This is a genomic window from Pseudobutyrivibrio sp. MD2005 (assembly GCF_000621865.1).
Classification (GTDB): domain Bacteria; phylum Bacillota; class Clostridia; order Lachnospirales; family Lachnospiraceae; genus Pseudobutyrivibrio.
In genome coordinates this window covers 172,705-196,585 of sequence record NZ_JHXE01000001.1, presented here as the reverse complement: position 1 = coordinate 196,585, position 23,881 = coordinate 172,705, and the positions used below count along the sequence as shown (strand labels likewise).

23 protein-coding genes are annotated in these 23,881 nt (G+C 39.7%); 3 read left to right on the top strand and 20 right to left on the bottom strand.

Annotated features, from left to right (window positions below):
* Genes buk through T498_RS0100915 form a run of 8 tightly spaced genes read right to left on the bottom strand, consistent with a single transcriptional unit; the run spans nt 1 to nt 6,250 of the window.
* Complete coding sequence (gene buk / locus T498_RS0100950; RefSeq protein ID WP_028234294.1) at nt 1-1,068, bottom strand: butyrate kinase; 1,068 nt, start codon at nt 1,066-1,068, stop codon at nt 1-3.
* An 11-nt stretch (nt 1,069-1,079) separates the two neighbouring features.
* Nucleotides 1,080-1,991, bottom strand: a complete 912-nt coding sequence (locus T498_RS0100945; protein ID WP_028234293.1) for a phosphate acyltransferase — start codon at nt 1,989-1,991, stop codon at nt 1,080-1,082.
* A 24-nt stretch (nt 1,992-2,015) separates the two neighbouring features.
* Nucleotides 2,016-2,579 carry a 2-oxoacid:acceptor oxidoreductase family protein gene (locus tag T498_RS0100940; protein WP_028234292.1) on the bottom strand — a complete coding sequence of 188 codons (564 nt, stop codon included), beginning with the start codon at nt 2,577-2,579 and terminating at the stop codon, nt 2,016-2,018.
* On the bottom strand, nt 2,579-3,334 hold the full coding sequence (locus T498_RS0100935; protein WP_028234291.1) for a thiamine pyrophosphate-dependent enzyme: 756 nt from the start codon (nt 3,332-3,334) through the stop codon (nt 2,579-2,581). The genes T498_RS0100940 and T498_RS0100935 overlap by 1 nt, the downstream gene beginning before the upstream one ends.
* A gap of 1 nt (nt 3,335) precedes the next feature.
* The gene (gene vorB / locus T498_RS0100930) at nt 3,336-4,424 is read right to left on the bottom strand and encodes a 3-methyl-2-oxobutanoate dehydrogenase subunit VorB (RefSeq protein ID WP_028234290.1); all 1,089 of its coding nucleotides are present in this window, start codon (nt 4,422-4,424) and stop codon (nt 3,336-3,338) included.
* A gap of 2 nt (nt 4,425-4,426) precedes the next feature.
* Nucleotides 4,427-4,642 carry a 4Fe-4S dicluster domain-containing protein gene (locus T498_RS0100925; RefSeq protein ID WP_028234289.1) on the bottom strand — a complete coding sequence of 72 codons (216 nt, stop codon included), beginning with the start codon at nt 4,640-4,642 and terminating at the stop codon, nt 4,427-4,429.
* 33 nt (nt 4,643-4,675) lie between these two features.
* A complete protein-coding gene (locus T498_RS0100920; RefSeq protein WP_051524521.1) occupies nt 4,676-5,374 on the bottom strand; it encodes a nucleotide-binding protein in 699 nt (232 codons plus the stop codon).
* A gap of 24 nt (nt 5,375-5,398) precedes the next feature.
* Entirely contained in the window at nt 5,399-6,250 is an 852-nt protein-coding gene (locus T498_RS0100915) for a hypothetical protein (protein WP_028234287.1), read from the bottom strand.
* A 334-nt stretch (nt 6,251-6,584) separates the two neighbouring features.
* Between T498_RS0100915 and T498_RS0100910 the strand changes: the two genes are divergently transcribed.
* Nucleotides 6,585-7,958, top strand: coding sequence for an LVIVD repeat-containing protein (locus T498_RS0100910; RefSeq protein ID WP_028234286.1), 1,374 nt, complete (start codon nt 6,585-6,587; stop codon nt 7,956-7,958).
* A gap of 150 nt (nt 7,959-8,108) precedes the next feature.
* Entirely contained in the window at nt 8,109-8,975 is an 867-nt protein-coding gene (locus tag T498_RS0100905; RefSeq protein WP_155950996.1) for a LysR family transcriptional regulator, read from the top strand.
* A gap of 10 nt (nt 8,976-8,985) precedes the next feature.
* On the opposite strand, the gene T498_RS0100900 is transcribed toward T498_RS0100905, so the two are convergent.
* Together T498_RS0100900 and T498_RS0100895 are read right to left on the bottom strand one after the other, a co-directional pair.
* Complete coding sequence (locus T498_RS0100900; RefSeq protein WP_028234284.1) at nt 8,986-10,176, bottom strand: pyridoxal phosphate-dependent aminotransferase; 1,191 nt, start codon at nt 10,174-10,176, stop codon at nt 8,986-8,988.
* Between the two features lie 143 nt (nt 10,177-10,319).
* Nucleotides 10,320-10,889 carry a cytidylate kinase-like family protein gene (locus T498_RS0100895; RefSeq protein ID WP_028234283.1) on the bottom strand — a complete coding sequence of 190 codons (570 nt, stop codon included), beginning with the start codon at nt 10,887-10,889 and terminating at the stop codon, nt 10,320-10,322.
* A 136-nt stretch (nt 10,890-11,025) separates the two neighbouring features.
* Here T498_RS0100895 and T498_RS14480 point away from each other — a divergent pair, with 136 nt between their 5' ends.
* A complete protein-coding gene (locus T498_RS14480) occupies nt 11,026-12,159 on the top strand; it encodes a substrate-binding domain-containing protein (protein ID WP_051524520.1) in 1,134 nt (377 codons plus the stop codon).
* A gap of 33 nt (nt 12,160-12,192) precedes the next feature.
* On the opposite strand, the gene T498_RS0100885 is transcribed toward T498_RS14480, so the two are convergent.
* The 10 genes from T498_RS0100885 to argF all read right to left on the bottom strand — a co-directional run bounded on the left by T498_RS0100885 (nt 12,193) and on the right by argF (nt 23,801).
* Complete coding sequence (locus tag T498_RS0100885; protein WP_028234282.1) at nt 12,193-13,869, bottom strand: ABC transporter substrate binding protein; 1,677 nt, start codon at nt 13,867-13,869, stop codon at nt 12,193-12,195.
* A gap of 61 nt (nt 13,870-13,930) precedes the next feature.
* Nucleotides 13,931-15,478, bottom strand: a complete 1,548-nt coding sequence (gene yjeM, locus T498_RS14475) for a glutamate/gamma-aminobutyrate family transporter YjeM (protein ID WP_036977587.1) — start codon at nt 15,476-15,478, stop codon at nt 13,931-13,933.
* 219 nt (nt 15,479-15,697) lie between these two features.
* Complete coding sequence (lysS, locus tag T498_RS0100875; RefSeq protein WP_028234281.1) at nt 15,698-17,722, bottom strand: lysine--tRNA ligase; 2,025 nt, start codon at nt 17,720-17,722, stop codon at nt 15,698-15,700.
* 128 nt (nt 17,723-17,850) lie between these two features.
* Nucleotides 17,851-19,236: an MATE family efflux transporter gene (locus T498_RS0100870; RefSeq protein ID WP_028234280.1), complete on the bottom strand. Its 1,386-nt coding sequence runs from the start codon at nt 19,234-19,236 to the stop codon at nt 17,851-17,853.
* 111 nt (nt 19,237-19,347) lie between these two features.
* Nucleotides 19,348-19,827: a transcription elongation factor GreA gene (gene greA, locus T498_RS0100865; protein WP_028234279.1), complete on the bottom strand. Its 480-nt coding sequence runs from the start codon at nt 19,825-19,827 to the stop codon at nt 19,348-19,350.
* 142 nt (nt 19,828-19,969) lie between these two features.
* Nucleotides 19,970-20,944, bottom strand: a complete 975-nt coding sequence (gene dusB / locus T498_RS0100860; RefSeq protein ID WP_197019889.1) for a tRNA dihydrouridine synthase DusB — start codon at nt 20,942-20,944, stop codon at nt 19,970-19,972.
* Nucleotides 20,944-21,714, bottom strand: coding sequence for a type III pantothenate kinase (locus T498_RS0100855; protein WP_028234277.1), 771 nt, complete (start codon nt 21,712-21,714; stop codon nt 20,944-20,946). Before T498_RS0100855 ends, dusB begins: the two co-directional genes overlap by 1 nt.
* A complete protein-coding gene (locus T498_RS0100850; protein WP_028234276.1) occupies nt 21,714-22,040 on the bottom strand; it encodes a DUF6145 family protein in 327 nt (108 codons plus the stop codon). Before T498_RS0100850 ends, T498_RS0100855 begins: the two co-directional genes overlap by 1 nt.
* Nucleotides 22,040-22,813 (bottom strand): biotin--[acetyl-CoA-carboxylase] ligase, encoded by a 774-nt coding sequence (locus T498_RS14470; protein WP_051524519.1) that lies wholly within the window; start codon nt 22,811-22,813, stop codon nt 22,040-22,042. Before T498_RS14470 ends, T498_RS0100850 begins: the two co-directional genes overlap by 1 nt.
* A complete protein-coding gene (gene argF, locus T498_RS0100840) occupies nt 22,803-23,801 on the bottom strand; it encodes an ornithine carbamoyltransferase (RefSeq protein ID WP_028234275.1) in 999 nt (332 codons plus the stop codon). Before argF ends, T498_RS14470 begins: the two co-directional genes overlap by 11 nt.
* Nucleotides 23,802-23,881: the final 80 nt, after the last annotated feature.

Genomic DNA, 23,881 nt, shown 5'->3' with positions numbered 1-23,881 from the left:
TTATTCGAAGATTCTTGCCTTTTCTTCGCCTCTCATAACACGAAGTGTTCCTTCTGCAAGAGCCTTCATTTCATTTTCACCTGGAATCACTTCGATAGGTCCAACAAAACCTACATGCTTCTTGATTGAATCTACAAACATATCTGAATAAGCAAGGCCACCAGTAAGAACGATGTAATCTATCTTTCCATCAACTGATGGAGCGATACGAGCAATTGTTTTTGCTGTGTTTAAAGCCATTGCTTCAAATAGAAGCGCTGCCTCCTCATTTCCATCAACAACCATCTGCTCTACTTCACGCATATCTGCTGTTCCAAGGTAAGAAGCGATTCCGCCCTTACGCTGAAGTTTTTTCATCAATTCTTCTTTTGTGTACTCACCGCTGTAGCACATATCAACAAGGGCGTATGTAGGAAGTCCACCAGCTCGCTCTGGTGCAAAGGTGCCGATTTCATCATTAAAGAAATCTACTATCTGGCCATTTGAGTGAAGGTTTACTGTAATACCACCACCTAAATGCGCCACAATAATATTTGCCTTGTTGTAATCGATACCTTTATCCTTGCAAAGCTTTAATGCTGCTGCACGGGTGTTAAGGTTGTGTCCCTTTGCAGGAACTCTGATGCCCTTAATACCTGTAATCTTGTTTACCTCTGTCATCTCATCTACAGTGATTGCATCATAGATGTAAGCCTTAACGCCAATCTCTTTTGCAATGCTATATGCAATGCCAGCCCCAAGATTACTTGCGTGCTGATCAACTGGGTGAAACTGAAGTGTCTCCACCATCTTGTCATTGACCTCATAGGCTCCAGTCTTTACTGGAGGGAGTGCTCCGCCACGGCCTACGATTGCTCCAAAAGAATCCAACTTATCACCATGTTTTGATAGGCATGCCATGATAAGTTCTTTTCTCATATCAAGCTGATCGTAGATTGTTTTATATGGCTTCAGGTCTTCCATTGTGTGTCCAATACTCTCAACCCACTGCTGTTCATCAGCCTGATAAACAGCAATTTTTGTTGATGTAGAGCCTGGATTAATGACTAGTATTTTTTCATTTGCCATAACTATCTCCTTTATTTAACAGCTGCTGCAGAAACTACTATTGAAAGATATTTCTCTTCTGCTGTTGAACTGCGGGAAACCATAACGATTGGGCACTTAGCACCAACGATAAATCCCGCCATCTTTGCACCACAGCTAATTGCATACATCTTGCCCATAATATTTCCGGCATGGATGTTTGGTGCAACAAGTATGTCTGGGTCTCCAGCTACACGTGAGTTGAGCCCCTTAAACTCAGCAAGATCCTTTCTCATAACGCAGTCATACTGAATAGGTCCTTCTACGATACAGTTTGTAATCTCGCCACGCTCATTCATTGCCTGAAGTTCTGCTGCATCAACAGACTCTGGCATCTTTGGATTAACCTTTTCAACACATGCAAGCACACCTACCTTTGGGCAGTCATATCCCATTGCGCAAAGTGTATCTACTGTATTTTGGATAATCTCCTTCTTCTGCTGAAGGTCTGGGTATGTTACCATTCCGCCATCAACTGGAAGAATTACCTTGTGATAAGTTGGAACCTCAAACATGGTAAAGTGAGACATAAGTCTTCCCTGCCCAAGTCCATATTCCTTATTAACAACTTCCTTAAGGATAATCTTTGTATCAACCTTACCCTTCATGAGGAAATCAGCCTTGCCTTCACTAACAAGCTTTACTGCCTTTTCGCAGGCTTGCTGCAAATCATCAGCTGGAACATCAATTATGTTCTCCTCTGGGATTACTTCATTAAGCTCTCCAAGGATTTCATCAATAATCTTTTTTTCACCAACTAAAATTGGCTCAATGATGCCTTCTCTTCTAGCATTTACAACTGCTTCTAGAGTATGCTCATCATTTGCACAGGCAACGGCCATAATCTTTTTTGAAGGTGCGCCCTTTACCTTTGCAATTAATTCATCAAAATTGTGAAATACCATCTGCTTCTACCTTTCATTTACTAACTAGTTCTTGCCATTCTTTTCCTTGAACTGACGTCCAATTTCAAGACCCTTATCAAATGCTGCTTTGTTGAGAGGTAAAAGCTTTGGCTTGCTTGAAAGCTTGTGCTCTACTGTGCCCCATACGATTTCTGGAGCGATAACCTCTGTATATCCTACATAAACACCAAGCATGATAACGTTAAGAACCTTTGCATTTCCCATTTCAAGAGCAAGTTCTGTTACAGGTGCTTCAACGATTTCAACGTCTGTTCTTTCAATTTTGTCCTTAACGATTGAGCTATTGATGAAAAGTCTTCCACCTGGCTTTAGTGTTCCGATAAACTTTTTTAATGATGGACCGTTCATAACGATAAGGTCATCCATTGTATCTCCAAGTGGTGCACCAATCATTTCATCAGAAATAACTACGTAGCAGTTTGCTGTACCACCACGCTGTTCTGCGCCGTATGAAGGGAAGAATGTTACATTCTTATCTGTTGAGTCACAGGTTGCAGAAGCAAGGAATTTGCCGAGGGTCATAACGCCCTGTCCGCCGAATCCGGCTACACATAAATTTGTTTCCATTATTTCTCCTCCATTCCTTTATCTCTTACTACACCAAGTGGGTATTCCTTAAGCATGTTTTCCTCAAGGAAATCAAGAGCCTTAAGTGAATCAAGTCCCCAGTTTGTTGGACAGCTTGTAACGATTTCTACAAGTGAGAATCCCTTGCCTGCCATCTGATACTCGAAAGCTTTCTTGATAGCCTGCTTTGTCTTCATCACGTTTGCAGGTGTGTTGCAGCTTGTACGAGCTAGGTAATATGGTGCTGTAAGCTGATCAAGTGTCTCGCAAACATGCATTGGATAACCATGCTCTTCTGCAATACGTCCCTTAGGTGCTGTACTTGCCTTCATTCCGAAAAGTGTAGTAGGAGCAAGCTGTCCGCCTGTCATACCATAAATACCGTTATTTACGAAGATAACTGTGAAGTTCTCACCACGGTTTGCTGCAGACATTGTCTCTGCAAGACCAATTGAAGCAAGGTCTCCATCACCCTGATATGTATAGTAAATAGTATCTGGATTTGCTCTCTTCATACCTGTTGCGACAGCACATGCTCTACCGTGTGGAGCAGTGATGTTGTCGTATGCCATGTAGTCCATCTGAAGACCACAGCAACCGATACCAAGAACAGCTGCTGTCTTATCAACGATACCAAGCTCGTCAATAACTTCTCCGATTAGCTTCATAATTGAAGAATGCATACATCCTGGACAAAATCCTGAGACTTTATCCTCCTGAATTGTTTTTGTTCTGCTATATAATAATTCTGCCATGTTAAGCCTCCTGTCCTGCTAATTTCATTACAGCCTCAAGCACGGCCTCTCTTGACATTACGTTACCGCCAGAGCATAAGCACTTCTCAACTGGGCAACGACGTCTTACAACTGCTTCTACATCTGTTGCATACTGAGCTGGGATTGACATCTCAACATCAAGAATTGCCTTTACCTTTGAGTAATCCAGCTTCTCAAAAGCTTCTGTTGGGAATGGATTAAGTGTGATAGGACGGATAAGTCCAACCTTAATTCCCTTCTTTCTAAGAATATCTACAGAAGACTTAGCAATACGTCCTGAAATACCATAAGCAGTAAGAATGATTTCAGCATCCTCTACCATATATTCTTCAACCATTACATCATTCTTCTTCCAAGACTCATATAAAGCTGCAGCCTCTTCGTTGCACTTCTGCATTACTGTTGTCTGCCACTGTCCTGGCTGAATCCAAGCACGATTTGCATAGTCAAGCTTGTGACCTACACATGCCCAGTTCTTCTTAGATTCTCTAATCTTTTGAACCTCTTCCTCTGACATCATCTCTGGAAGTTCTACTGGTTCCATCATTGTTGCGATTACACCATCTGCAAGGATATGCACTGGATTTCTATCTCTATCTGCAAGCTCGAAAGCTTTTACTGTCAAATCAACTGCTTCCTGAACTGTTGAAGGCGCAAGTACCATCATCTGGAAACCACCGTTACCAGCTGCCTTTGTTGCCTCAAAATAATCCATCTGTGCTGGCTGAATTGAGCCTACTCCAGGGCCCCCTCGTGCAAAGTTTGTATACACAATTGGAATACGAGCTGATGCACAATATGAAATACCTTCACTCTTAAGTGCGATTCCTGGTGATGAAGAAGATGTCATTGCTCTGACACCTGCTGAAGCTGCACCGTAAACCATGTTGATTGATGCTACTTCTGATTCACCCTGTACAAAATTTCCTCCTACCTCTGGAAGTCTTCTAGAGAAATACTCTGGAACTTCATTTTGAGGTGTGATAGGATAACCTGCAAAAAAACGGCAACCGGCACGTACTGCTGCTTCAGCTACAGCCTCGCTGCCCTTCATAAATGTTCTGGCCATTTTTAATCCTCCTTATAAATCTCGATTGCGCCATCAGGACACATTCGTCCACATGTCAAACAACCAACGCAATCTTCTTGTCTTGCTGCCACGATGTATTCATAGCCTTTTCCATTAACCTCTGTACCAACTTCGAGTACATTTTTAGGACAAAACTTCATGCAATATCCGCAGCCTTTACAGCGCTCGGCAACAACATTAATTCTAAATTTCGCCATTATTAGACCTCCTTACTTCTATCTATCCATAACCTAGGCTTTTAACCATTCATAGGTTAAATACAGGTGTATAGGCATTATCTTTTCCTTTGGAAGTTTGTTTTTAACCGACTGGGCAAATCCCTCAAATACACAAAGCATTTCAATATCTCGATATTCAGATATGAGCGCATCCATTTTGTTTGCTCCATCTACAATCTCATCAATTGTTGTAGTTATACCTGCGTTTGGATTATCTATGAAATGAATATCCTCTATGCTCAAATGAGAAACCGCTAGAATTTCAGATAAAAATTTATCTATATGATCGATATCCTGGCAAAATGGTCTGTAATAATTCAAAACATACATGGCGCAGAGTGATTTTCTATCAGCGCCCATCATGAATCCGCCTATAGCCCTTGCTCCGATATCGTCACCGCCTACATCCATGACTACAATTGCATTTGGGTCTGCCATTAGTTTTCTTACACCGCCAACTACTGTTGGGGCATCAAAAAACTGCTCTTCATAATGAATTGTGATTCCTTCAAATTCATCACTATCAAACATATCTCTTGAACGAAACAGTGGCTTTGTCATATCCATATCAAAAAGATGTACGGCTTTATCAGTGTTTTTAGCGAGGTACTTAGCAAGATTAAGTGATATCTCGCTCTTTCCACATCCAGCTTCACCAATCAATATGAAATTTGTTTTACCTGCTTCTAAAGCTTCTTTCATGAATTGCATATGCTACCTCGCTAAAACTTTTGATTATCTAAGTGTGATATACCCCTTGTACTGTCTGAGGTTGTCAGATGTACATCTATCTCCAAGGAATACTGAAGCAATATTGTGCTGTGGCTTTAAGAATGGGAATTCATCCTGCTGAGCCCATGCTGGCTTTGTAAGATGTGTCTTTGCCAAGTTAACGCAAAGCTCATGCCATTCCTCTGGTCCTTCAAACCAAACCTCAACAACTCTATCAAACTGTGCTTCTGGAGCACCGTAATTTACAATTACCTTGCTACTTACAACTCTGTTTACTCGAACAGATCCTGTAAGGAATGGAACCACTTCTTCATGGAACCATCTTTCGCCCTCTTCCTTACCGCACTCCTCTGGATACTTGATAAGGAATTGCCAACGGAAGTTTGGACCATCTTCCATTGTTCTCTCTCTTCCCTTGAAATCTTCCTCCCAGTTGATTGGAACAAAGGAGAAGATAAATGGTGGAAAATCTCCGCCGCCTGCTGCACGACCAGCATCACCTGATTCCGAATTATCGTGAACTGTTGCACTGTCTACATCAGGAATGCATCCCTGCCAGCGAAGTACATCCATTGGCATATATTCACAGAAGATGTTGTTTGCCATCTCTGGAAGATGCTCATTTACTAACCAATAATGCTCAGTCAGCTGCATCTTTCTTGCGCCAAATCTGTCTCCTTCCTCTGGTGTTGGGTATGCCTGATAAAACGCATATTTTGTTACATATGGAGAAAACTTGCTGATGCTCTCTGGCACATGATGATAGTAAAGCCAGTGCTCAAGCTTAGGTCTATATTCTTCCTTTGCTAACCCCACATAGATTAAGCTTCTCATTAAATTAAATTCGTAAGCCATAACAATCCTCCTTTTACATCGGTTAGATAAATCTAACCAACTAGATATAACTTTTATGCACGTTTATTGTGCATATTGAACTATAAATGATGATAACACCGCCGTTTCTTGATAAAAAATATCAATATTTGATGTTTCTCATAACAAATTTGATATAAGTCTGTTAAATTTTTAACCTATATAATGAAGTAATTTTCTATGATGCTGTTTCGATATTGTTGAGAAAAGTTTTTCAATAACATTTTTGATATTAATCCATCACACTTTTTAGTATTGGACTCTATAAAATTTTCGAGACTATAATTTACATAAATCATTTACGAAGGAGGTTTTTATGAGCGATAAGTTTTATGCTAAAAGCCCTGGAAACGAAGGCTATATAAAAAACATGGAAGTTGTCGGCTATCACGATGCAGACAACCATTATTTATTCCAATCACAGTTATATAAGACAGCTGAAGGAAAGTATTATCTTTACGGAGGTTGCTTCTACGGATATGGTGTTGAAATTATTGATGTTACAGACCCAGCAAATCCACGTCATGTGCAGTACATGCCTGTTATGGATCCTGAGGTTTATCCTTACATGTCTACACCAAAGGTTCAGATTGCAGATGATCTTATGATTGTTTCTAATGGAAACTGTCTTGAGTTCTTGCACGGACCTGCTCCTGAAAAGTACACTCCTGCTCCAGGTGGAGTTCACATCTTCTCTCTTAAAGAAGATCCGGAGCATCCTAAGAAGCTTTCTTTCTGGGCAACAGGTGATACTGATAATCCAGGTGCTGGCGTTCATCGTTTCACTTACAACGGTGGTAAATATTTACATCTTTCAGCTACTGCAGTAGGTTTTAAGGATTTCATTTACAGAATTGTAGATATTTCCGACCCTACTAACCCACACGAAGTTGGTCGTTGGTGGAATCCAGGTCAGTTCTTCGGTAATCAGACTAAAAAGACTAGAGAAAAAGAGTGGAATGGATGGCAGGGATACAACACATATCCTGGTTTTGTTCATTTCCCTTATGTGGATGGAGATACAGCTTACCTTAGCTGCGCAGGTGCAGGATTCAAGATTCTTGATGTTTCTAATCCTGAATGGCCTCAGGTTATCGGTGAAGCTAAAATGACTCCACCTTTTGCCACTAAATTTGGTGGTGCACTTTGCCATACATTTATGCCTATCCACGGCACTAAATATGCTATTGGTATGCAAGAAGGTGAGCGTCAGTGGACTTACAACAAAAACGACTTTGACAAATTTGGCGTTCAGGCAATGTGTGGAATCGAAATGTTTGATATCTCTGATCCTGAGGATCCAGTACTTATTTCTGTGCTTCCTTATCCTGAGGTTCCAGAGAACTTCCCTTACAAGAACTTTAATGATTTAGGCTACGGATATCCTACTTCATTTGGTCCTCACAATCTTCACGAGCCTATGACAGGTAAGCCTTGGCTTGAAGATAGAAGCGACAGAGCTTACGACTGCTATTTCCACGCAGGACTTCGTGTGTATGATATTTCAGACCCTTATGTTCCTAAGGAAATTGCTTACTTCATTCCACCAAATCCAGAGAAGCTCTGCTTCGACGTAAAGATGCCTAACAAGCCTCTTGGTACAGCTGAGGATTTGGTTGTAGACGACAGAGGATATATCTACATGAATGCTATGCATGACGGCGTTTATATCCTTAAGTGTTTAGTTTAATTTAAATGCTTGTTGATTTTATTTAGAAATTAACAGGTAGCAATAACTTTCAATTGTTTTTATTTCAACATACAAATTGTTTTTAAATTCTCCAAAAAAATCGCGACTGCCCACGTGACAGTCGCAATTTTTTTTGCTATATTTACCTTTATGAATGATAAACAGATAGAATGCTTTTTAGAAACAGCTAAACATTTAAGCTTCACGAAGGCTGCCCAGAATTTATATCTGCCACAGCCAGCCGTAAGCCGATATATATCAGCTCTTGAAGAAGAGCTTGGTGTAAGTCTTTTCATCAGAGAAAACAGTAGAAACATTTCTCTTTCTGATGAAGGCACATTATATTTTAATTTTTTCCAGAGATATTATGCGGAATTTCACAACATTCGTAAAATGCTATCCACCGCCACCAACAGAATCCGTTTAGGTTACAATATCGGATGGAATGTATCTAGCTTTCTTCCAAAAGTTGTTAATGAATGTAGAAAAGAAAATCCGGATTTCATGATTTCATTTGAATGTCTTGGTTTTAGAGATTTGTTACAGGCCATCGAAGACAAACATTTAGATGCAATTATTACTTCATCAGACTATGTAGAAGGCAAATCTGATTTAGTCAAATATCAATTCACAAGCGTGCCTAGAATTATAGTATATTCTGAGCTTTTGCCTAATTACGACAAAATCACTACAGCAGCTGATTTTGCTTCATGCACCTTTTATATGATTGATGACCCTCGAGTTGGTGAACTATGCCAGGACATAGAATTGCTTTTTAGACCTTACGGTTTTGTACCAAAGTTCACAGCTGTCCCAAACATCAATACTGTATTTGCTGCCGTTGAAAATGGCTTAGGCGTTGCAGTCTTAGACGGCTGGTATCAGGGCATCCATCATCCAGGCATTCACTACATGACTCTAAACGATGAGTTGCCTATCTCTATCGCATGGCACAGAAGCACTATCGCTCCTTCCATCGATAAACTCTATGAAAAACTTAAGAATCACTTTAAATAAAGGATTGTGGCTAGATGCCACAATCCTTTGCTAATTGTTCAAATGCTTTTAGAGAACGATTAATCATATCGTAATCAACGCAATATGCAATTCTTACATATCCTGGGCAGCCGAAGGTCTTGGTTGAAACCAGTATGATGTGATTCTTCTTTGCTGCTTTTACAAATTCTTCCTCATTTTCGTATGGAGATTTAACAAGAAGATAAAAGGCTCCCTGAGGCTTTACTACCTCAAAGCCCAGCTCTGTTAGCTTACTGTATAAAAGCTTTCTGTTTTTGTCGTAGAAATCCAAATCAACGTCTACATCTAAGCATCTTGAAACTACAAGCTGGAAAAGGGATGGTGCATTGATGTAGCCTAAGCATCTGTTTGCTACTACCATAGCCCCTATCATCTCCTCATAGTAATCCATCTTCTTTGAAAGAGCCATGTAACCGATTCGCTCTCCTGGAAGAGAAAGAGTCTTACTGAATGAGTACATGTAGATGCTGTTTTTGATTATTGAAGGGATGTATGGCACCTCGTCTCCATCGTATACAAGCTCTCTGTATGGTTCATCAGCAATGACATAGATTGGATGACCTACTCTTTTTTCTGCCTTCTCTAATATCTCAGCAAGCTTTTCAATCGTAGAGGCTGGATATACTTTTCCTGAAGGATTGTTTGGATTATTTACGATGATGCATTTTGTCTTTTCTGTGATAAGCTTATCAAGCTCATCTAAGTTCAAATCGAAATCATCAAGCTTTGCTGGCACAACATTTAATGTTCCGCCAAAGTTTGCCACATAGCTTCTGTATTCTCCGAAGTAAGGAGCAAATGCGATTACTTCATCATTCAGGCCAAGAAGCGCTCTAAATACACAATTCATGGCGCCGGCAGCACCTACAGTCATGACAATGTCATCTGGACCGTAGCCCATATCAAACTTCTTATTTAAGCTATTAGCGACGTTTGTTCTTACCTCATCAAAGCCTGCATTCTTCATATATCCATGGATATATGAATCAGGATTCTCTGCAATGATATCCTTTATTGCCTGCGTAACCTTTTGAGGTACTGGCGCCGCTGGATTACCAAGGCTGAAATCATATACATTTTCTGCACCAACTTCCGCTGCAAGCTGTAAACCTTCTTCGAAAAGCTTTCTTATAGTGGAACTTCCTGCTACAAGTTTCTCCATATTTTTAGAAATAACCATTTTATCCACCCTCTCTGTCACTTTAATGTACTAAATTATTAGTTGTATTATAGTCTTTATTTTGTGAATTGTCATCAACAAAATTAAAGCTGCTTCATGACCATTATAGTCAAGAAGCAGCCTTGCTTTTCAAAGGTATTTTCCTATGCTTTTACCAAAGCTTCAAGCATCGCAACAGCCTCATCTACTGTGATTGTGCTTGTGTTTAAAATTAAATCAAAATAATCAGATGAACCCCATTTTGCTTTAGAATTAGTAGTGAAGAATTTTTCACGCTTCTTATCGAATTTCTTCATTACATCAGCGGCATCTTCTGCCTTGATTTTCTCAACAGTCTTTGCGCGATTCAATCTGTAATCGTCATCTGCTGTAATGAAAATCCTAAGCAGCTTTTTATCCTTAAGGATTTCGCTGGCACATCTACCTACAAAAATCGCACCAGGATTTTCTGCAGCTTCGCGTATAATCTCTGACTCAGTGTTGTAAATCTGCTCATATAAAGAGATTTCCTGGCCAGGAGCCTTGAAGATCGGCTTGATAGGATTCTGCTCATCCATGCCAGAAACAACATCATAGCTTAAGCCCATGCGCTTACAAGTCTCTACCACCACACCACGGTCGTACAGACGATAGCCAAGTTTTTTAGCTAGTTTGTCAGCTATTTCGTGTCCACCACTGCCGTATTTTCGCTCTATGGTAATAAAATCGTACATATGCACCCCTCCACCTTTTTTTACTATTGTAGCACTTTTCTGACATTTTCAAAACCTTTTTGACAATTTAACAATATCTTCACATTAATATGATGTATAATGTATTTAACTTAATTATTATCACTTGAGGTGAATCATGAGAAATAGATTAATTACACTTGTGCTTTGCACAACACTTATTTTTTGTGGTTGCAGCTCTACAGAAGAAATAGTCGATACCAATGAATCCAAGATTGTTCAGCAAACCGCCGAAACATTTGACTCTTCTGAAATTGACACTATAGGTATTAGCATGCCTGCAGCCCAGCTTGAAAGGTGGACTAATGATGCGGAACTTCTTCAGTCTATGTTTGAAGAAGAAGGCTACAACGTCCTAGTATCATACGGCGATAATCTTATCGATACTCAAATCAATGATATAAATCAAATGATTGATGACGGAGCCGATCTTCTAATTATCGCACCTGTTGATTCCGATTCTTTAGGGCCATGTATAAAGCGAGCAAACGAAAATAATATTCCAGTGGTAGCTTATGACAGACTGATTAACCATGCCCCAACGCTCTTAGCTTATGTATCTTATGACAATTACTATATTGGAAAACTTCAAGCCTTGTATATAGTGGACGCATTTGATTTGAATAACACCTCAAACTCAGAGCCTATTAATATAGAAATATTCGCAGGAGATTCTGCTGATAATAACGCTCTTTGCTTTTTCAATGCTGCCTATGAGGTTTTATCGCCTTATGTTGAAACAGGTAAGATAAATATTATTTCTAATCAAAAATCTTTTTATGCCTGCTCTATTCCTTCTTGGGATACAGACCTGGCAAAGCAAAAAATGGAGATTCTTTTGGCCAGCTATTATACGGACAACCAACAATTAGATGCAGTACTTTGTGCTAATGATTCTATTGCCCATGGTGTATGCGATGCCATTGATTCTTCCTATAAGCTAGATAACAAAATCATTATCACTGGCCAGGATGGTGACAAAGTAAACCTTCAATATATAAAAGAAGGCAAGCAGTCCATGAGCATTTATAAGAATCTCAACAATGAAGCATTGGCTACTGTATATATCGTAAATAGCTTTTTAAATGGTGTTTCCACTGGAGATGATTTAAGTGCTGGAAATGATTTCGATTTTAAGATAAGGCGAGATACTATTTCCTATGTCAGTGATAACGTAGCTATCACATCATATTTGCTTTCGCCCAAAACAATTACTATCGATAATGTTGATGATTTTATTATCGACGAATAAATTATTAAAGAGTGCCATCGCTGGCACTCTTTTTTATAGTTCACTATACATGCAATATCCATTGCGGCCTTCACGCTTAGTCTTATACAATGCTTTATCCGCTCTTGAAAACAGCTTTGATGAATCATCCGTATCATCGGGATATACAGCACCACCCATTGATACGGTAATAGGGATATCCCCTTTGGTAGTCTCAATCGGCTTTCGCATTATCTTTTGTACCTGTTTACAAATGCTTATGCATTTCTGCTGGCTGGCATTTTTCACAAGTACCATAAATTCATCTCCGCCAATTCTTGCGGCAATAGAATCATTTTCAATGGCAACCACATGAAGACGTATTGCAAGCTCCTTTAATACTTCATCCCCCACAATGTGACCCAATGTATCATTGATGCTTTTAAATAAATCCAAGTCCACCATTATGATTCCATATGGTTCTTTTCCTGAAGCTATCTGTTTGATCTGCTTATTAATAAATAGTCGATTAGGAATTTGCGTGAGGGTATCGCTATTAATAAGCTTATCGTTTCGTCTATTAGCTGCTGCAAGAAGTACAATAATTATTATTAAAAGAATTACTATCAATATCACCAGATTGGCCATTAGTGTATTTTCCTTATACCAGGTAATTACGTTTTCATGGCGATTCAGAATAATTGCATCTTCGGGCAACTTTGATTCTTTAATGCCAAATTTGTCCAGAGCTGATTGTTCAAAATACGTGTTTGTCACTGTATCTGTGACAAGGTCTATTTTATCTACTGGCTTTCCCGATAAAATATCCACTCCCATTTCACCAGCTATCTTTCCTGCATCGAAAAATGAATAGGACACTCCACCTAACACGCCATTTTGGATATTAGCCGATGATACTCTAAAAATAGGAACATCACTTGCATACTCACTAATAAAGCTTGATGCTGATTCTAAAGTGTAGATATTCTTCTCACCATCCTCCAGAAAATCCAAGTAAAGAATAATGTCATTCTCTCCTAACTCTGAAAGATACTTTTTAATTCCATCTTGAGAATATCTGGACGTATTTAAAACCTGATAATCCTGTTCTGGATGATTATCTATAAATTCCATGAACTGAACGAACTCACCCTGGCCGGTAGTAGTTGCATCTACAATGGCTGTGATTTTTGTTCTGTGCGGGAATAAGCTCTTCATCAGCTCATAATTAGATTCCATATCAGGCACTTCTGCCACTCCTGTAACATTGTCGATTAAAGCAGCTGTCTTTGCATCTGAAAGGGAGTTTACTCCCATAAATACGATTGGAACGTCTTTGAATATAGAATCTCTATGATTTGTTGCAAACCCAAGTGCTGTATCGTCAGCCGCGATTATTAAATCATATTTTTCGCCCTTTGAAAGCTTGTATTCAAGATAGTCTTCAAACTGTGCAATATCGTCTGAAGTATAGAAGCGCTTGCCATCCATAGACTCGTAAGTAATCTCATACCTGATATCGTTACCGTTATTTGCAAACCCCGCAACAATACCGTCGACTTCTTCCCTTACTGTTGGATAAGCATAATTATATGACAAAAGGCATAGTACACGATGTGTATATGCCTCGTTATCATTATTTGAGGCCCTTACAATAGATGTGTAATTAAAAATCAAGCCCAATAGGACTGACACAATACACATTAAAGTAAGTGCCATTTTTTTAGTTGTTTTAATAGTTGAAAAACCCAATTTAATCCCCTCTTAAATATAGTCCCCTATATTCAGAGTGTATTATAATTTAGCCTAGCTTTCAACCAATTTTCTTCTGCTCTACTGCATTTTCTTCCTCAGAAGAAACCTTTTCTGAGTTAATCTTTTTCTCGTATCTTGTGTAGATAACCCATGCCGCAAATCCGAAAATAACAGGACCGCTTAATGACCAGAATGTTGTCTTGAAATCACCATCAAGTGCTGGCTGAATAATTGCAAATACGTTTGCAAAAAGTAATGTAAGTGTTACAACATATCCCCAGATATTTGCTGATGTCTGAGTCTTGTAAACCTCAAAGCTTCTATCAAGACCCTGAAGCTTCTTGAACTTAGGGAAGGCAAATGAGATGAACATGTAAGGAACTGTCATACCTACATTTACCATAGCTGTAAGGATTAAGAAGAACTGCTGCATTGTGTCGCCACCAAATGAAACTAAAAGAACCATTACGCAAACGATTGCACACTGAATCCACATAGCGTTCTTTGGCATACCATCTTCTTCGATTTCACCCATCTTACCTGGCCATAGACGCTTGTCTGTACCATCGATAAGCTGCTTAAGTGGTGAATATACTAATGTGAACATAGCACCTAAAAGTGCAAGTAACATAATAAGTGCGTATACTCTTGCAAAACCATGTGCAAGTGCTATCTGTGTAGCCTCTGATGCACCAAAGGCTTTTCCAAAGGCTGCCGCAAAGTTAGACATAATTACATAAGATACGTTACCTAATGTGATATCGCCTGCTCCAAGGATCTCCTTGTAGTTTGTGAATGAACCAACGAGCATGATAAGTGATGCATAACCAACAACGATTACCATTGCAGCGATAACGATTCCCTTAGGGAAGTTCTTCTTAGGATTCTCTGTCTTATCAACAAGACCACCAACTGCTTCGATTCCGCCGTAAGCAAAAAGTGCATAAACAATAAATGATAAAATCATTATTGGGCTGCCCTGGTATGCTACGTTAAGAGGAACCTGAAGTGATTCCATTCCTGCAAATGGCTGCTCAAGTCTGCCGTGTCTAGCAATGATCATTACGATAGAACCAACAAATACCATGATGTTGATAACAAGTACTGCTGTTCCGCCGATAGATGTAACCTTGCTAATCTTATCAATACCCTTTGAATCAAAATATGTGATAAAGATAAAGAAAACAACTGCCATTAATCCAAGTAATCTAGAGCCTGATAAAAACTCAATTCCAAAGAATGACCACTGTGATGTACAGTCTTCACCAAAAATTACATTAGATACAGGTACCCAAATTCCTGATGATACATTTACCATCCAAAGTACATAAGATGTGTACCACATAAATGTTCCAACGAACGCATACTTAGGTCCAACAGATTTACACATCCATGAATACATACCACCTGTCTCTTCACGGAATGCTGAACCGAATTCAGCTACCATAAATGCAAATGGTACGAAAAATAAAATACCAGCTATTACAAACCAAGGTATAGCTGCATATCCCATTAAGTAATAAGATCTAGGGATATTGTTGAAGCCATAAACTGATGTAAAGATCATCAGTATGAGGGACATAAGTCCGAGTTTCTTTTCCTTCATTTTTAATCTTCCTTCTACAAAATATATTCTTTATTTAATTTTATGTATACGACAGCGTTGTCAATTATATCATCTTTTTCACAATTTCTCCATAAATCATATATTCTTAATACAAAGGAAATGCAATGCATTAGCACTTTAAACCGCAAAAGTTCTTAAGTTTTGATTTAAAAAAAGCCCCTTGGATATTTCTATCCAAGAAGCTTTGAATACTTATAATTAGTATAATTTTGCACCAGCTGGAATATGGTTATCAATCATGAGAAGGTGCAGCTCTTCGTCCTCGCTGTCCTTAAGGTTGTTAACAGCGCTAAGAAGCATACCGCATGATTCAATTCCCATCATTGGTCTTGGTGGAAGATTTGTAATAGCTACAAGTGTCTTTCCAACAAGCTCCTCTGGCTCATAGAATGCATGAATTCCAGAAAGGATTGTACGATCAACACCTGTACCGTCGTCAAGTGTGAACTGAAGAAGCTTCTTTGACTTAGGTACTGCCTGGCAAGCCTTAACCTTTACTGCTCTGAAATCACTCTTTGAGAATGTGTCGAAATCCACTGTCTCTTCGAACAATGGCTCAATCTTAACGTTTGAGAAATCAATGCTAGAGTTTGGAGCAAAGAATCCATTGTTGTCGCCAGCAGACTGTGAAGCCTTTGCTGGGTTAAGTGACTTCATAGTTGGGAATAATAATACGTCACGGATAGCTGCACTATCTGTAAGAAGCATGCAAAGTCTATCAAGTCCGTATCCAATACCGCCTGTAGGTGGCATACCGATTTCAAGTGCGTTAAGGAAGTCCTCATCTGTGTGCTCAGCCTCATCATCACCAGCTTCTGCATTAGCATCCTGTGCTGCAAAACGCTCACGCTGATCGATTGGGTCGTTAAGCTCTGAATATGCGTTACACATTTCCCATCCATTGATGAAGAGCTCGAAACGCTCTACCTTTGTAGGGTCAGATGGCTTCTTCTTTGTAAGTGGAGAAATCTCGATTGGGTGGTCCATAATAAATGTAGGCTGAACCAAATTCTCCTCGCAGAACTCCTCGAAGAAGAGGTTAAGGATATCGCCCTTCTTATGACGCTCCTCAAACTCGATGCCCTTCTCACGAGCAAGTGCCTTAGCAGCCTCATCGTCTGCTACTGTATCAAAATCAATGCCTGCGTACTTCTTAACAGCATCTGTCATTGTAAGTCTCTCGAATGGCTTGCCAAGGTCGATTTCTACTCCGTTGTAAGAAATCTTTGTAGAACCAACAACCTTTTCTGCCAAATATCTAAACATGCTCTCTGTGAGCTCCATCATACCTTCGTAATCTGTGTATGCCTGGTAAAGCTCCATAAGAGTGAACTCAGGATTGTGACGAGCATCAACACCCTCGTTACGGAATACACGGCCAATCTCGAATACACGCTCAAGACCACCAACGATAAGTCTCTTAAGATAAAGCTCAAGAGAGATACGAAGCTTACGCTCCTCGCCAAGCGCATTGTAATGTGTAAGGAATGGACGAGCTGCTGCACCACCTGCATTTTCAACAAGCATAGGTGTCTCAACTTCCATGAAATCACGACCTGCAAGGAAGTTACGGATTTCACGCATCATAAGTGAACGCTTAATAAATACATCCTTTGATTCCTTATTCATGATAAGGTCAACATAACGCTGTCTGTAACGTGTGTCTGTATCTGTAAGACCGTGGAACTTCTCTGGTAAAATCTGAAGAGACTTAGAAAGAAGTGTAATCTCTTCTGCGTGGATAGAAATCTCACCAGTCTTTGTTCTGAAGGCATAACCCTTTACTCCGAAAATATCACCAATATCAGATTTCTTGAAATCTGCGTATGATTCCTCGCCGATTGCATCACGTGCTACATATACCTGAATGCTGTTCTGTAAATCCTGAATGTTACAGAAGCTGGCCTTACCCATAACACGCTTGAACATCATACGTCCTGCAATGCTAACATGGATTGGATCTGCATCCATAATAGCGCGACGCTCATTATAATCGTCGTTGATAGCCTGCTTTGCTGCTTCTTCATCCATACCATCAGTGTTAACTGCTGCACGACCTGCTAAAAGCTTTGCTTCGTGCTCCTCATAAAGTGAACGAACTTCATCACTGTGGTGAGTCTGATCAAACTTTGTGATCTCAAATGGATCTTTGCCTGCCTCCTGAAGTGCAGAAAGCTTTTCACGGCGAACCTTAAGTAACTGGTTAATATCCTGCTCTGCCATATTATCTCCTTATCTATTTAAATAAAAAATATTTTCCTTTTAAACTAATTGATTATAGACTACGGTTACAATGCATGTCAAGGATGCATGCATTGTAATCTGCTTTCAGCTGACCTGATTTGATCTTTCTAAACCATCTGAACAAGCCATACATCAGATTTAACCATGAAATAACCCATTATATTTTTGATGATTTCTGTACCCTGTACGAAGAAGTAAACCCATACGATGCCAAGGCCTGTATAATGAGCAAGCACAAATGCAAGTGGTGCCATAATTACCCAAGTAAATACCGAGTCGAATAAGAAAGTAACGATTGTCTTTCCTCCTGAACGAAGGGTAAAGTAAGAGCAATGGCTGAATGAACAGAATGGCATCCAGATGGCTGCAACTGCAATAAACTTTGTTGCAAGTGCGCGGATTGCAGGAGTTACATTGTAAATGTGTGGAAATAGGCCTCCAAACATAAACATTATAAGTGCCATTATGGTGCAACAAAATACGCTAAATGCAATCATCTTATTATCAGCATCCTTTGCTTCTTTTAATTCGCCTGCTCCCAAATACTGACCAACTATAATGCTGATGCAAGCTCCCAATTGAATGAAAACTATGTTAAATAAATTTCCAACTGTGTTTGAAATGCTTAATGCTGTGAGAACGTTCATTCCTCGAACTGAGTAGCTCTGTGTTACAGCGCTGACACCTGCAGCCCAAAGCACCTCATTTAACATTAACGGTGCACCTTTTATGAAAATCTGATTGAAAATGTTCTTTGGAATCCCAAAGCCTTTGTATGCGCCTGCTAGATATTTATTCTCATCCCTATGCTTGTGTGCCCAAACAATAACGATTGTAGCCTCAATATATCTTGCTATGACTGTTGCAATTGCTGCTCCCACAACACCAAGCTTTGGAAATGGTCCAAAACCAAATATTAAACAATAATCTAAAATAGCGTTTGTGGCAACGGCAACCATTCCGGCTAACATCGGCACAACGGTCTGCCCTGTCTCTTTAATGTTGGTTGAATATGCCTGGTTTACAGCAAATGGTATCAGACCAACAAGAATGATATTTAAATATTGAAGACCAAGCTGAAGTGCCAGCTCTGGTGACGCTCCTTCACTCTCTGTCAAGAATAGTGAAATAAGCTGTGGGCCAAACTTCAAAAACATCAATATTCCAAGCAATGTAATCAAAAGTGTTGCATACAGCTTGAATCGGAATGTGTACATGTGGCCCTGATGGTCACCTTTTCCATAATACTGTGCACCATAAATACTTCCTGCAGCTGCTGCGCCAAAAACAGCCAGTGAAAATACAAAATTAAGCTGATTAACTGTGGCAACTGCTGATATTGCTTCCTGGCCTAATTGTCCTACCATGATGTTATCCAAAAAACTAACAAAATTTGTAATCGCATTTTGAATAATCATTGGTGTCGCAAGGAAAATATATCTTCTATAAAATGCCTTGTCTCCGATGTACTTTTTCTTTAGTTGTGCTAACATATTTTCCTCCTTGTACTTTTAATAAACTCTATTCAGCTTCCCACTAAAAAGTGGAAAAGCCTAAAAAAAGCCGCAACCATATCGGTTGCGACTTAAATAAACATAGTCTAATTACTTTGTCTTCTTAGCTGCAATAATCTTGTACTGGAACTCACCAGATTCAGTCTCTACTGTAACTGTATCACCCTTTTTATGTCCAAGAATTGCCTTTCCTACTGGAGACTCGTTTGAAATCTTACCCTTAAGGCTGTTAGCCTCTGTTGAACCAACGATTCTGTATTCTGTCTCCTCATCGAACTCTACGTCAAGAAGTGTAACTGTCCAACCAATATTGATGTTCTTAGTGTCATGCTCATCTGTAACTACTTCTGCATTCTTAAGGATCTTCTCGATTTCCTCGATACGCGCTTCGATATCACGCTGCTCATCCTTAGCTGCATCGTACTCAGCGTTCTCTGAAAGGTCGCCCTGCTCTCTGGCTTCCTTAATCTTCTGAGAAACTTCTTTTCGTCTATTGACCTTTAAATCCTCTAATTCGTCCTCTAATATCTTAAGTCCTTCGGCTGTAAGTAAATTCTTCTTTGCTTCCATATCTTGGTTCCTTTCCCTCTGGATTTTGTTTGTATTTGAAAAGATTTTACGTATTAAAAAATCTAATAAATTCAGTAACTTAGTGAATTATAAGCCACAGGTAAATTGATGTCAAGAACTCCACCTTGAGTTCATAGTTTATTTAAAATTTGCTGAGAAATCTTTTAAATAACTCTTCTAATTCTTCATATGATTCCACATCATTTATCTGGCCTCTAAGCTTGCTGGCGCCCTTATAACCAGCTGTGTACCATGCTGCATGCTTGCGCATTTCTCTGATACCAAGGTAATCGCCCTTAAACTCTATTTGAAGCTTTGCATGGCGAAGCATTGTTTTGACCATCTCCTCCATTGGTGGCTTGCCTATCAGCTCACCAGTTTCAAAATAGTGCAATATCTGATGGAAAATCCAAGGATTACCCTGGGCCCCTCTTCCAATCATGAATCCATCACAGCCTGTCTGCTCATGCATGGCTATGACATCCTTAGCATCCAAAATATCTCCATTACCGATAACTGGTATAGATACCGCAGCCTTTACGTCTGCGATGATGCTCCAATCAGCTTTGCCGGAGTAATATTGTTCTCTTGTGCGACCGTGAACCGCTACTGCCGCAGCCCCTGATTCCTGTGCAATATGAGCCATCTCAACAGCATTGATATGGTCATCATCAAACCCTTTTCTAATCTTGACAGTAACAGGCTTTTTTATAGCCTTAACCATCTTTTCGATGATTTCACCTGCCAGCTTAGGGTTCTTCATAAGTGCTGAGCCATCGCCGTTGTTTACAACCTTTGGCACAGGGCATCCCATATTGATATCAAGTATATCGAAATTACGATGCTCGATTTTTGCCGCCATGGCAGCCATGATATCTGGATCTGACCCGAATAGTTGTAGGCTTACCGGACGTTCTCTTTCATCAACAGTAAGCAGGCTCTCTGTGTTTTTATTGTTGTAATAGATTCCCTTTGCACTGACCATTTCCATGCAACATAAGGCTGCCCCCTGCTCCTTGCACAGCAAACGAAATGGCAGGTCAGTAACGCCTGCCATTGGTGCTAAAATCAAATTGTTTTCTAATTCTACGTTTCCGATTTTTAACTTATTTATCATTATCTTTTTTGCTTATCGTAAATAAATTTCATTCCATAAAGTGTAAGATTTGGATTGTAAATATCTATACACTGAGTCTCGCTGGAAATAAGATTGCCTAAGCCGCCTGTAGCAACGACCTTTACATCCTCATAACCACTTTCTTCTATCATGTGCTTAACAATGTATTCTGTCTGACCAATCTGACCATATACAAGACCAGCCTGCATTGAAGAAATAGTTTCTTTTGCAAGAATCTTTTCTGGCTTTTTAATTTCGATTTCTGGAAGCTTAGCAGCATCCTGCCACAAAGCCTTGGCACTGATTCTGATACCAGGTGCTGTAACACCTGATACAAAAGCTCCGTTTGCATCAACCAAATCGTAAGTTGTAGCTGTTCCGTAATCGATTACAAGAACTGGGCCACCGTACAAATCATAAGCACCTGCTGCATCTACGATTCTATCTGCACCAATCTGCTTTGGATTTTCTGTAGCAATACGAATACCAGTCTTAATTCCTGCCTCAACAATAATAGGCTGAATATCGAAATATTTGATGATAGAACTTGTTAGTGAGTGCATTACGTTTGGCACAACTGATGCGATGATAACATCATCAATTGCAGACGCATCCAAATCATTTGAACGAAGAATATCCTTTATTACTATTCCAAATTCATCTGATGTTCTATTGATTTTAGTGGTGATACGGAAGTTGCCTAAAAGCTCCTCTCCAGAAAATACACCCATTGTAATATTTGTATTTCCAACATCGATTGTAAGTAACATTAGAGTCCCTCCCCTAGAAAAACTACCTTGTAATATGTTTCCAGCGCCTCAAATAATTCTGTGCGTTCGCGCTGCATACGCTTAACCTCTAAGGCCGAGCCAATCTCATCATAAAGCAAATCATCCTCATTGTGATCCACTTCGATTCTGAGTGTGCCGTCTTCCTCGTATATCATCTGGATTGTACCGCTTACTTCTTCTGTGTACATAACACATAAGATTTTAAGCTCATCCTTTATCATAGGAGGTAACCCTTCAAAATCTGGGTTCAGATAAAATTTCTTTGTATAGCAGCTAGCGCCGCAAAGTACTGTTTCTTCTTCCATTATACGTAGCCATAGATGCCTCTGACTGAGACCTCTCCTGTTCTAATTATTTTTCTCTCACCACTTGCTTCAATGATAAGTTCGCCCTTATCAGTAATGCCTATGGCGATTGCTTCATAGGATTTTTCCTGAGCTTCTATTCTAACACGTTCTCCCAAGTTGGCAAGATGTGATTCGTATTCTCCCTTTAATCCTGACATATCCTGGGTCTTAATGAAGATATTGTAATATTTCTTGAAGCTTTCCCAAATAGCTCTAGTCAATTCTGCCCTGTGGCCCCTTTGAGCTGCCCCGAGCTTTTCAAGCTCAAGGTCAACTGATGTAGCTTTAAAGGCAATATCGTCATCAAATTGGCGATTGTGTACATTAACACCAATTCCAACAACCACAAACCATGGCTTGCCATCCTTCAACTCCATCTCTGTAAGAATGCCACATATCTTTTTACCGTTTAGGACTATATCATTTGGCCATTTTATTTTGCCGTCTAAATTATAAAGAGAATATAGCGCATCCCTTACAGCCATAGCTGCAACTACGGTGACTGTAGGAACAGCCTCTAGCGGCATGCTGTCTGGGCGAAGCAAAATAGATGTTGCAATGGAATCATTCTTTGGTGATTCCCATTTACGACCTACGCGGCCTTTTCCTGCTGTCTGTGTGCCTGCCGAAATCACAAGCCCCTCAGCAGCCTCGCCTCGCGCTCTTTGTTTTATTTTATCATTTGTCGAATCTACCGATTCAAAATACTCATACTGTATATTATCTAGCATTTCCTAATGTTGCGTACATAACTGCCTTAATTGAATGCATACGATTCTCTGCCTCATCAAAGACAATTGAACGCTCACTTTCAAATATTTCGTCTGTAACTTCCATGCAATCGATGCCAAACTTCTCATGAATCTGCTTGCCGATTGTAGTGTTTAAATCATGGAATGCAGGAAGGCAGTGCATAAACTTTGCATTATCCTTTGCATAAGAGAAAGCCTTTGCATTTACCTGATATGGGCTAAGCTCCTTGATACGCTCTTCCCATACTTCATCAGGCTCGCCCATTGATACCCATACATCTGTGTAGATTACATCAGCATCCTTACATGCTTCTGCAACATCTTCTGTAAGTGTGATAGTTGCTCCTGTTTCCTTTGCAATTTCCTGGCTCTTTTCTACAAGCCAGCTCTCTGGGAAATATTTCTTATTAGTACATGCAACAAAATCCATTCCAAGCTTTGCGCAAGTAACCATTAATGAATTGCCCATGTTGTATCTGGCATCGCCCATGTATACGAACTTGATGCCTTTAAGCTTTCCAAAATGCTCTTTGATAGTCATCATATCTGCTATCATCTGAGTTGGATGTGATTCGTTTGTAAGACCATTCCAAACAGGAACACAAGCAAATTTTGCAAGGTCTTCTACGATTGTCTGCTCAAAACCTCGGTATTCGATTCCATCATACATGCGGCCTAAAACTCGAGCTGTGTCTGCAATTGATTCTTTCTTGCCAATCTGTGAACCAGATGGATCAAGATATGTAACATGTGCGCCCATATCGTGAGCTGCCACTTCAAACGAACAACGGGTACGTGTGGAAGTCTTCTCAAAAATAAGTGCAATATTCTTGCCCTCTAAATAACTAGCCTGCGACTTTCCCTGCTTCTTTTCTTCTTTGAGTCTGAGAGATAAATCAACGAGTCCCTCTATTTCCTCTGAAGTAAAATCAAGCATTTTTAAAAAGTTCTTTCCCTTTAAGTCCATAACGCACCCTCCTGAAATCAAATTTTATCTAAGTATAAAACAAAAGAGCCTTTAGGGAAACCCCCAAAGACTCCAAAAGT

Excerpts from the sequence above, each read along its gene's own strand:
- T498_RS0100900 (WP_028234284.1), bottom strand. The coding sequence starts at position 10,176 with ATGGTTATTTCTAAAAATATGGAGAAACTTGTAGCAGGAAGTTCCACT.
- argF (WP_028234275.1), bottom strand. The coding sequence starts at position 23,801 with ATGGACTTAAAGGGAAAGAACTTTTTAAAAATGCTTGATTTTACTTCA.
- T498_RS0100935 (WP_028234291.1), bottom strand. The coding sequence starts at position 3,334 with ATGGCAGAATTATTATATAGCAGAACAAAAACAATTCAGGAGGATAAA.
- greA (WP_028234279.1), bottom strand. The coding sequence starts at position 19,827 with ATGGAAGCAAAGAAGAATTTACTTACAGCCGAAGGACTTAAGATATTA.
- T498_RS0100920 (WP_051524521.1), bottom strand. The coding sequence starts at position 5,374 with ATGCAATTCATGAAAGAAGCTTTAGAAGCAGGTAAAACAAATTTCATA.
- T498_RS0100870 (WP_028234280.1), bottom strand. The coding sequence starts at position 19,236 with ATGTTAGCACAACTAAAGAAAAAGTACATCGGAGACAAGGCATTTTAT.
- T498_RS0100925 (WP_028234289.1), bottom strand. The coding sequence starts at position 4,642 with ATGGCGAAATTTAGAATTAATGTTGTTGCCGAGCGCTGTAAAGGCTGC.
- T498_RS0100850 (WP_028234276.1), bottom strand. The coding sequence starts at position 22,040 with ATGGAAGAAGAAACAGTACTTTGCGGCGCTAGCTGCTATACAAAGAAA.
- dusB (WP_197019889.1), bottom strand. The coding sequence starts at position 20,944 with ATGATAAATAAGTTAAAAATCGGAAACGTAGAATTAGAAAACAATTTG.
- yjeM (WP_036977587.1), bottom strand. The coding sequence starts at position 15,478 with ATGAAGGAAAAGAAACTCGGACTTATGTCCCTCATACTGATGATCTTT.
- T498_RS0100915 (WP_028234287.1), bottom strand. The coding sequence starts at position 6,250 with ATGGCTTACGAATTTAATTTAATGAGAAGCTTAATCTATGTGGGGTTA.
- T498_RS0100945 (WP_028234293.1), bottom strand. The coding sequence starts at position 1,991 with ATGGTATTTCACAATTTTGATGAATTAATTGCAAAGGTAAAGGGCGCA.
- buk (WP_028234294.1), bottom strand. The coding sequence starts at position 1,068 with ATGGCAAATGAAAAAATACTAGTCATTAATCCAGGCTCTACATCAACA.
- T498_RS0100910 (WP_028234286.1), top strand. The coding sequence starts at position 6,585 with ATGAGCGATAAGTTTTATGCTAAAAGCCCTGGAAACGAAGGCTATATA.
- T498_RS0100855 (WP_028234277.1), bottom strand. The coding sequence starts at position 21,714 with ATGTTACTTACAATCGATGTTGGAAATACAAATATTACAATGGGTGTA.
- T498_RS0100940 (WP_028234292.1), bottom strand. The coding sequence starts at position 2,579 with ATGGAAACAAATTTATGTGTAGCCGGATTCGGCGGACAGGGCGTTATG.
- T498_RS14470 (WP_051524519.1), bottom strand. The coding sequence starts at position 22,813 with ATGCTAGATAATATACAGTATGAGTATTTTGAATCGGTAGATTCGACA.
- T498_RS14480 (WP_051524520.1), top strand. The coding sequence starts at position 11,026 with ATGAGAAATAGATTAATTACACTTGTGCTTTGCACAACACTTATTTTT.
- T498_RS0100895 (WP_028234283.1), bottom strand. The coding sequence starts at position 10,889 with ATGTACGATTTTATTACCATAGAGCGAAAATACGGCAGTGGTGGACAC.
- T498_RS0100905 (WP_155950996.1), top strand. The coding sequence starts at position 8,109 with ATGAATGATAAACAGATAGAATGCTTTTTAGAAACAGCTAAACATTTA.
- vorB (WP_028234290.1), bottom strand. The coding sequence starts at position 4,424 with ATGGCCAGAACATTTATGAAGGGCAGCGAGGCTGTAGCTGAAGCAGCA.
- lysS (WP_028234281.1), bottom strand. The coding sequence starts at position 17,722 with ATGGCAGAGCAGGATATTAACCAGTTACTTAAGGTTCGCCGTGAAAAG.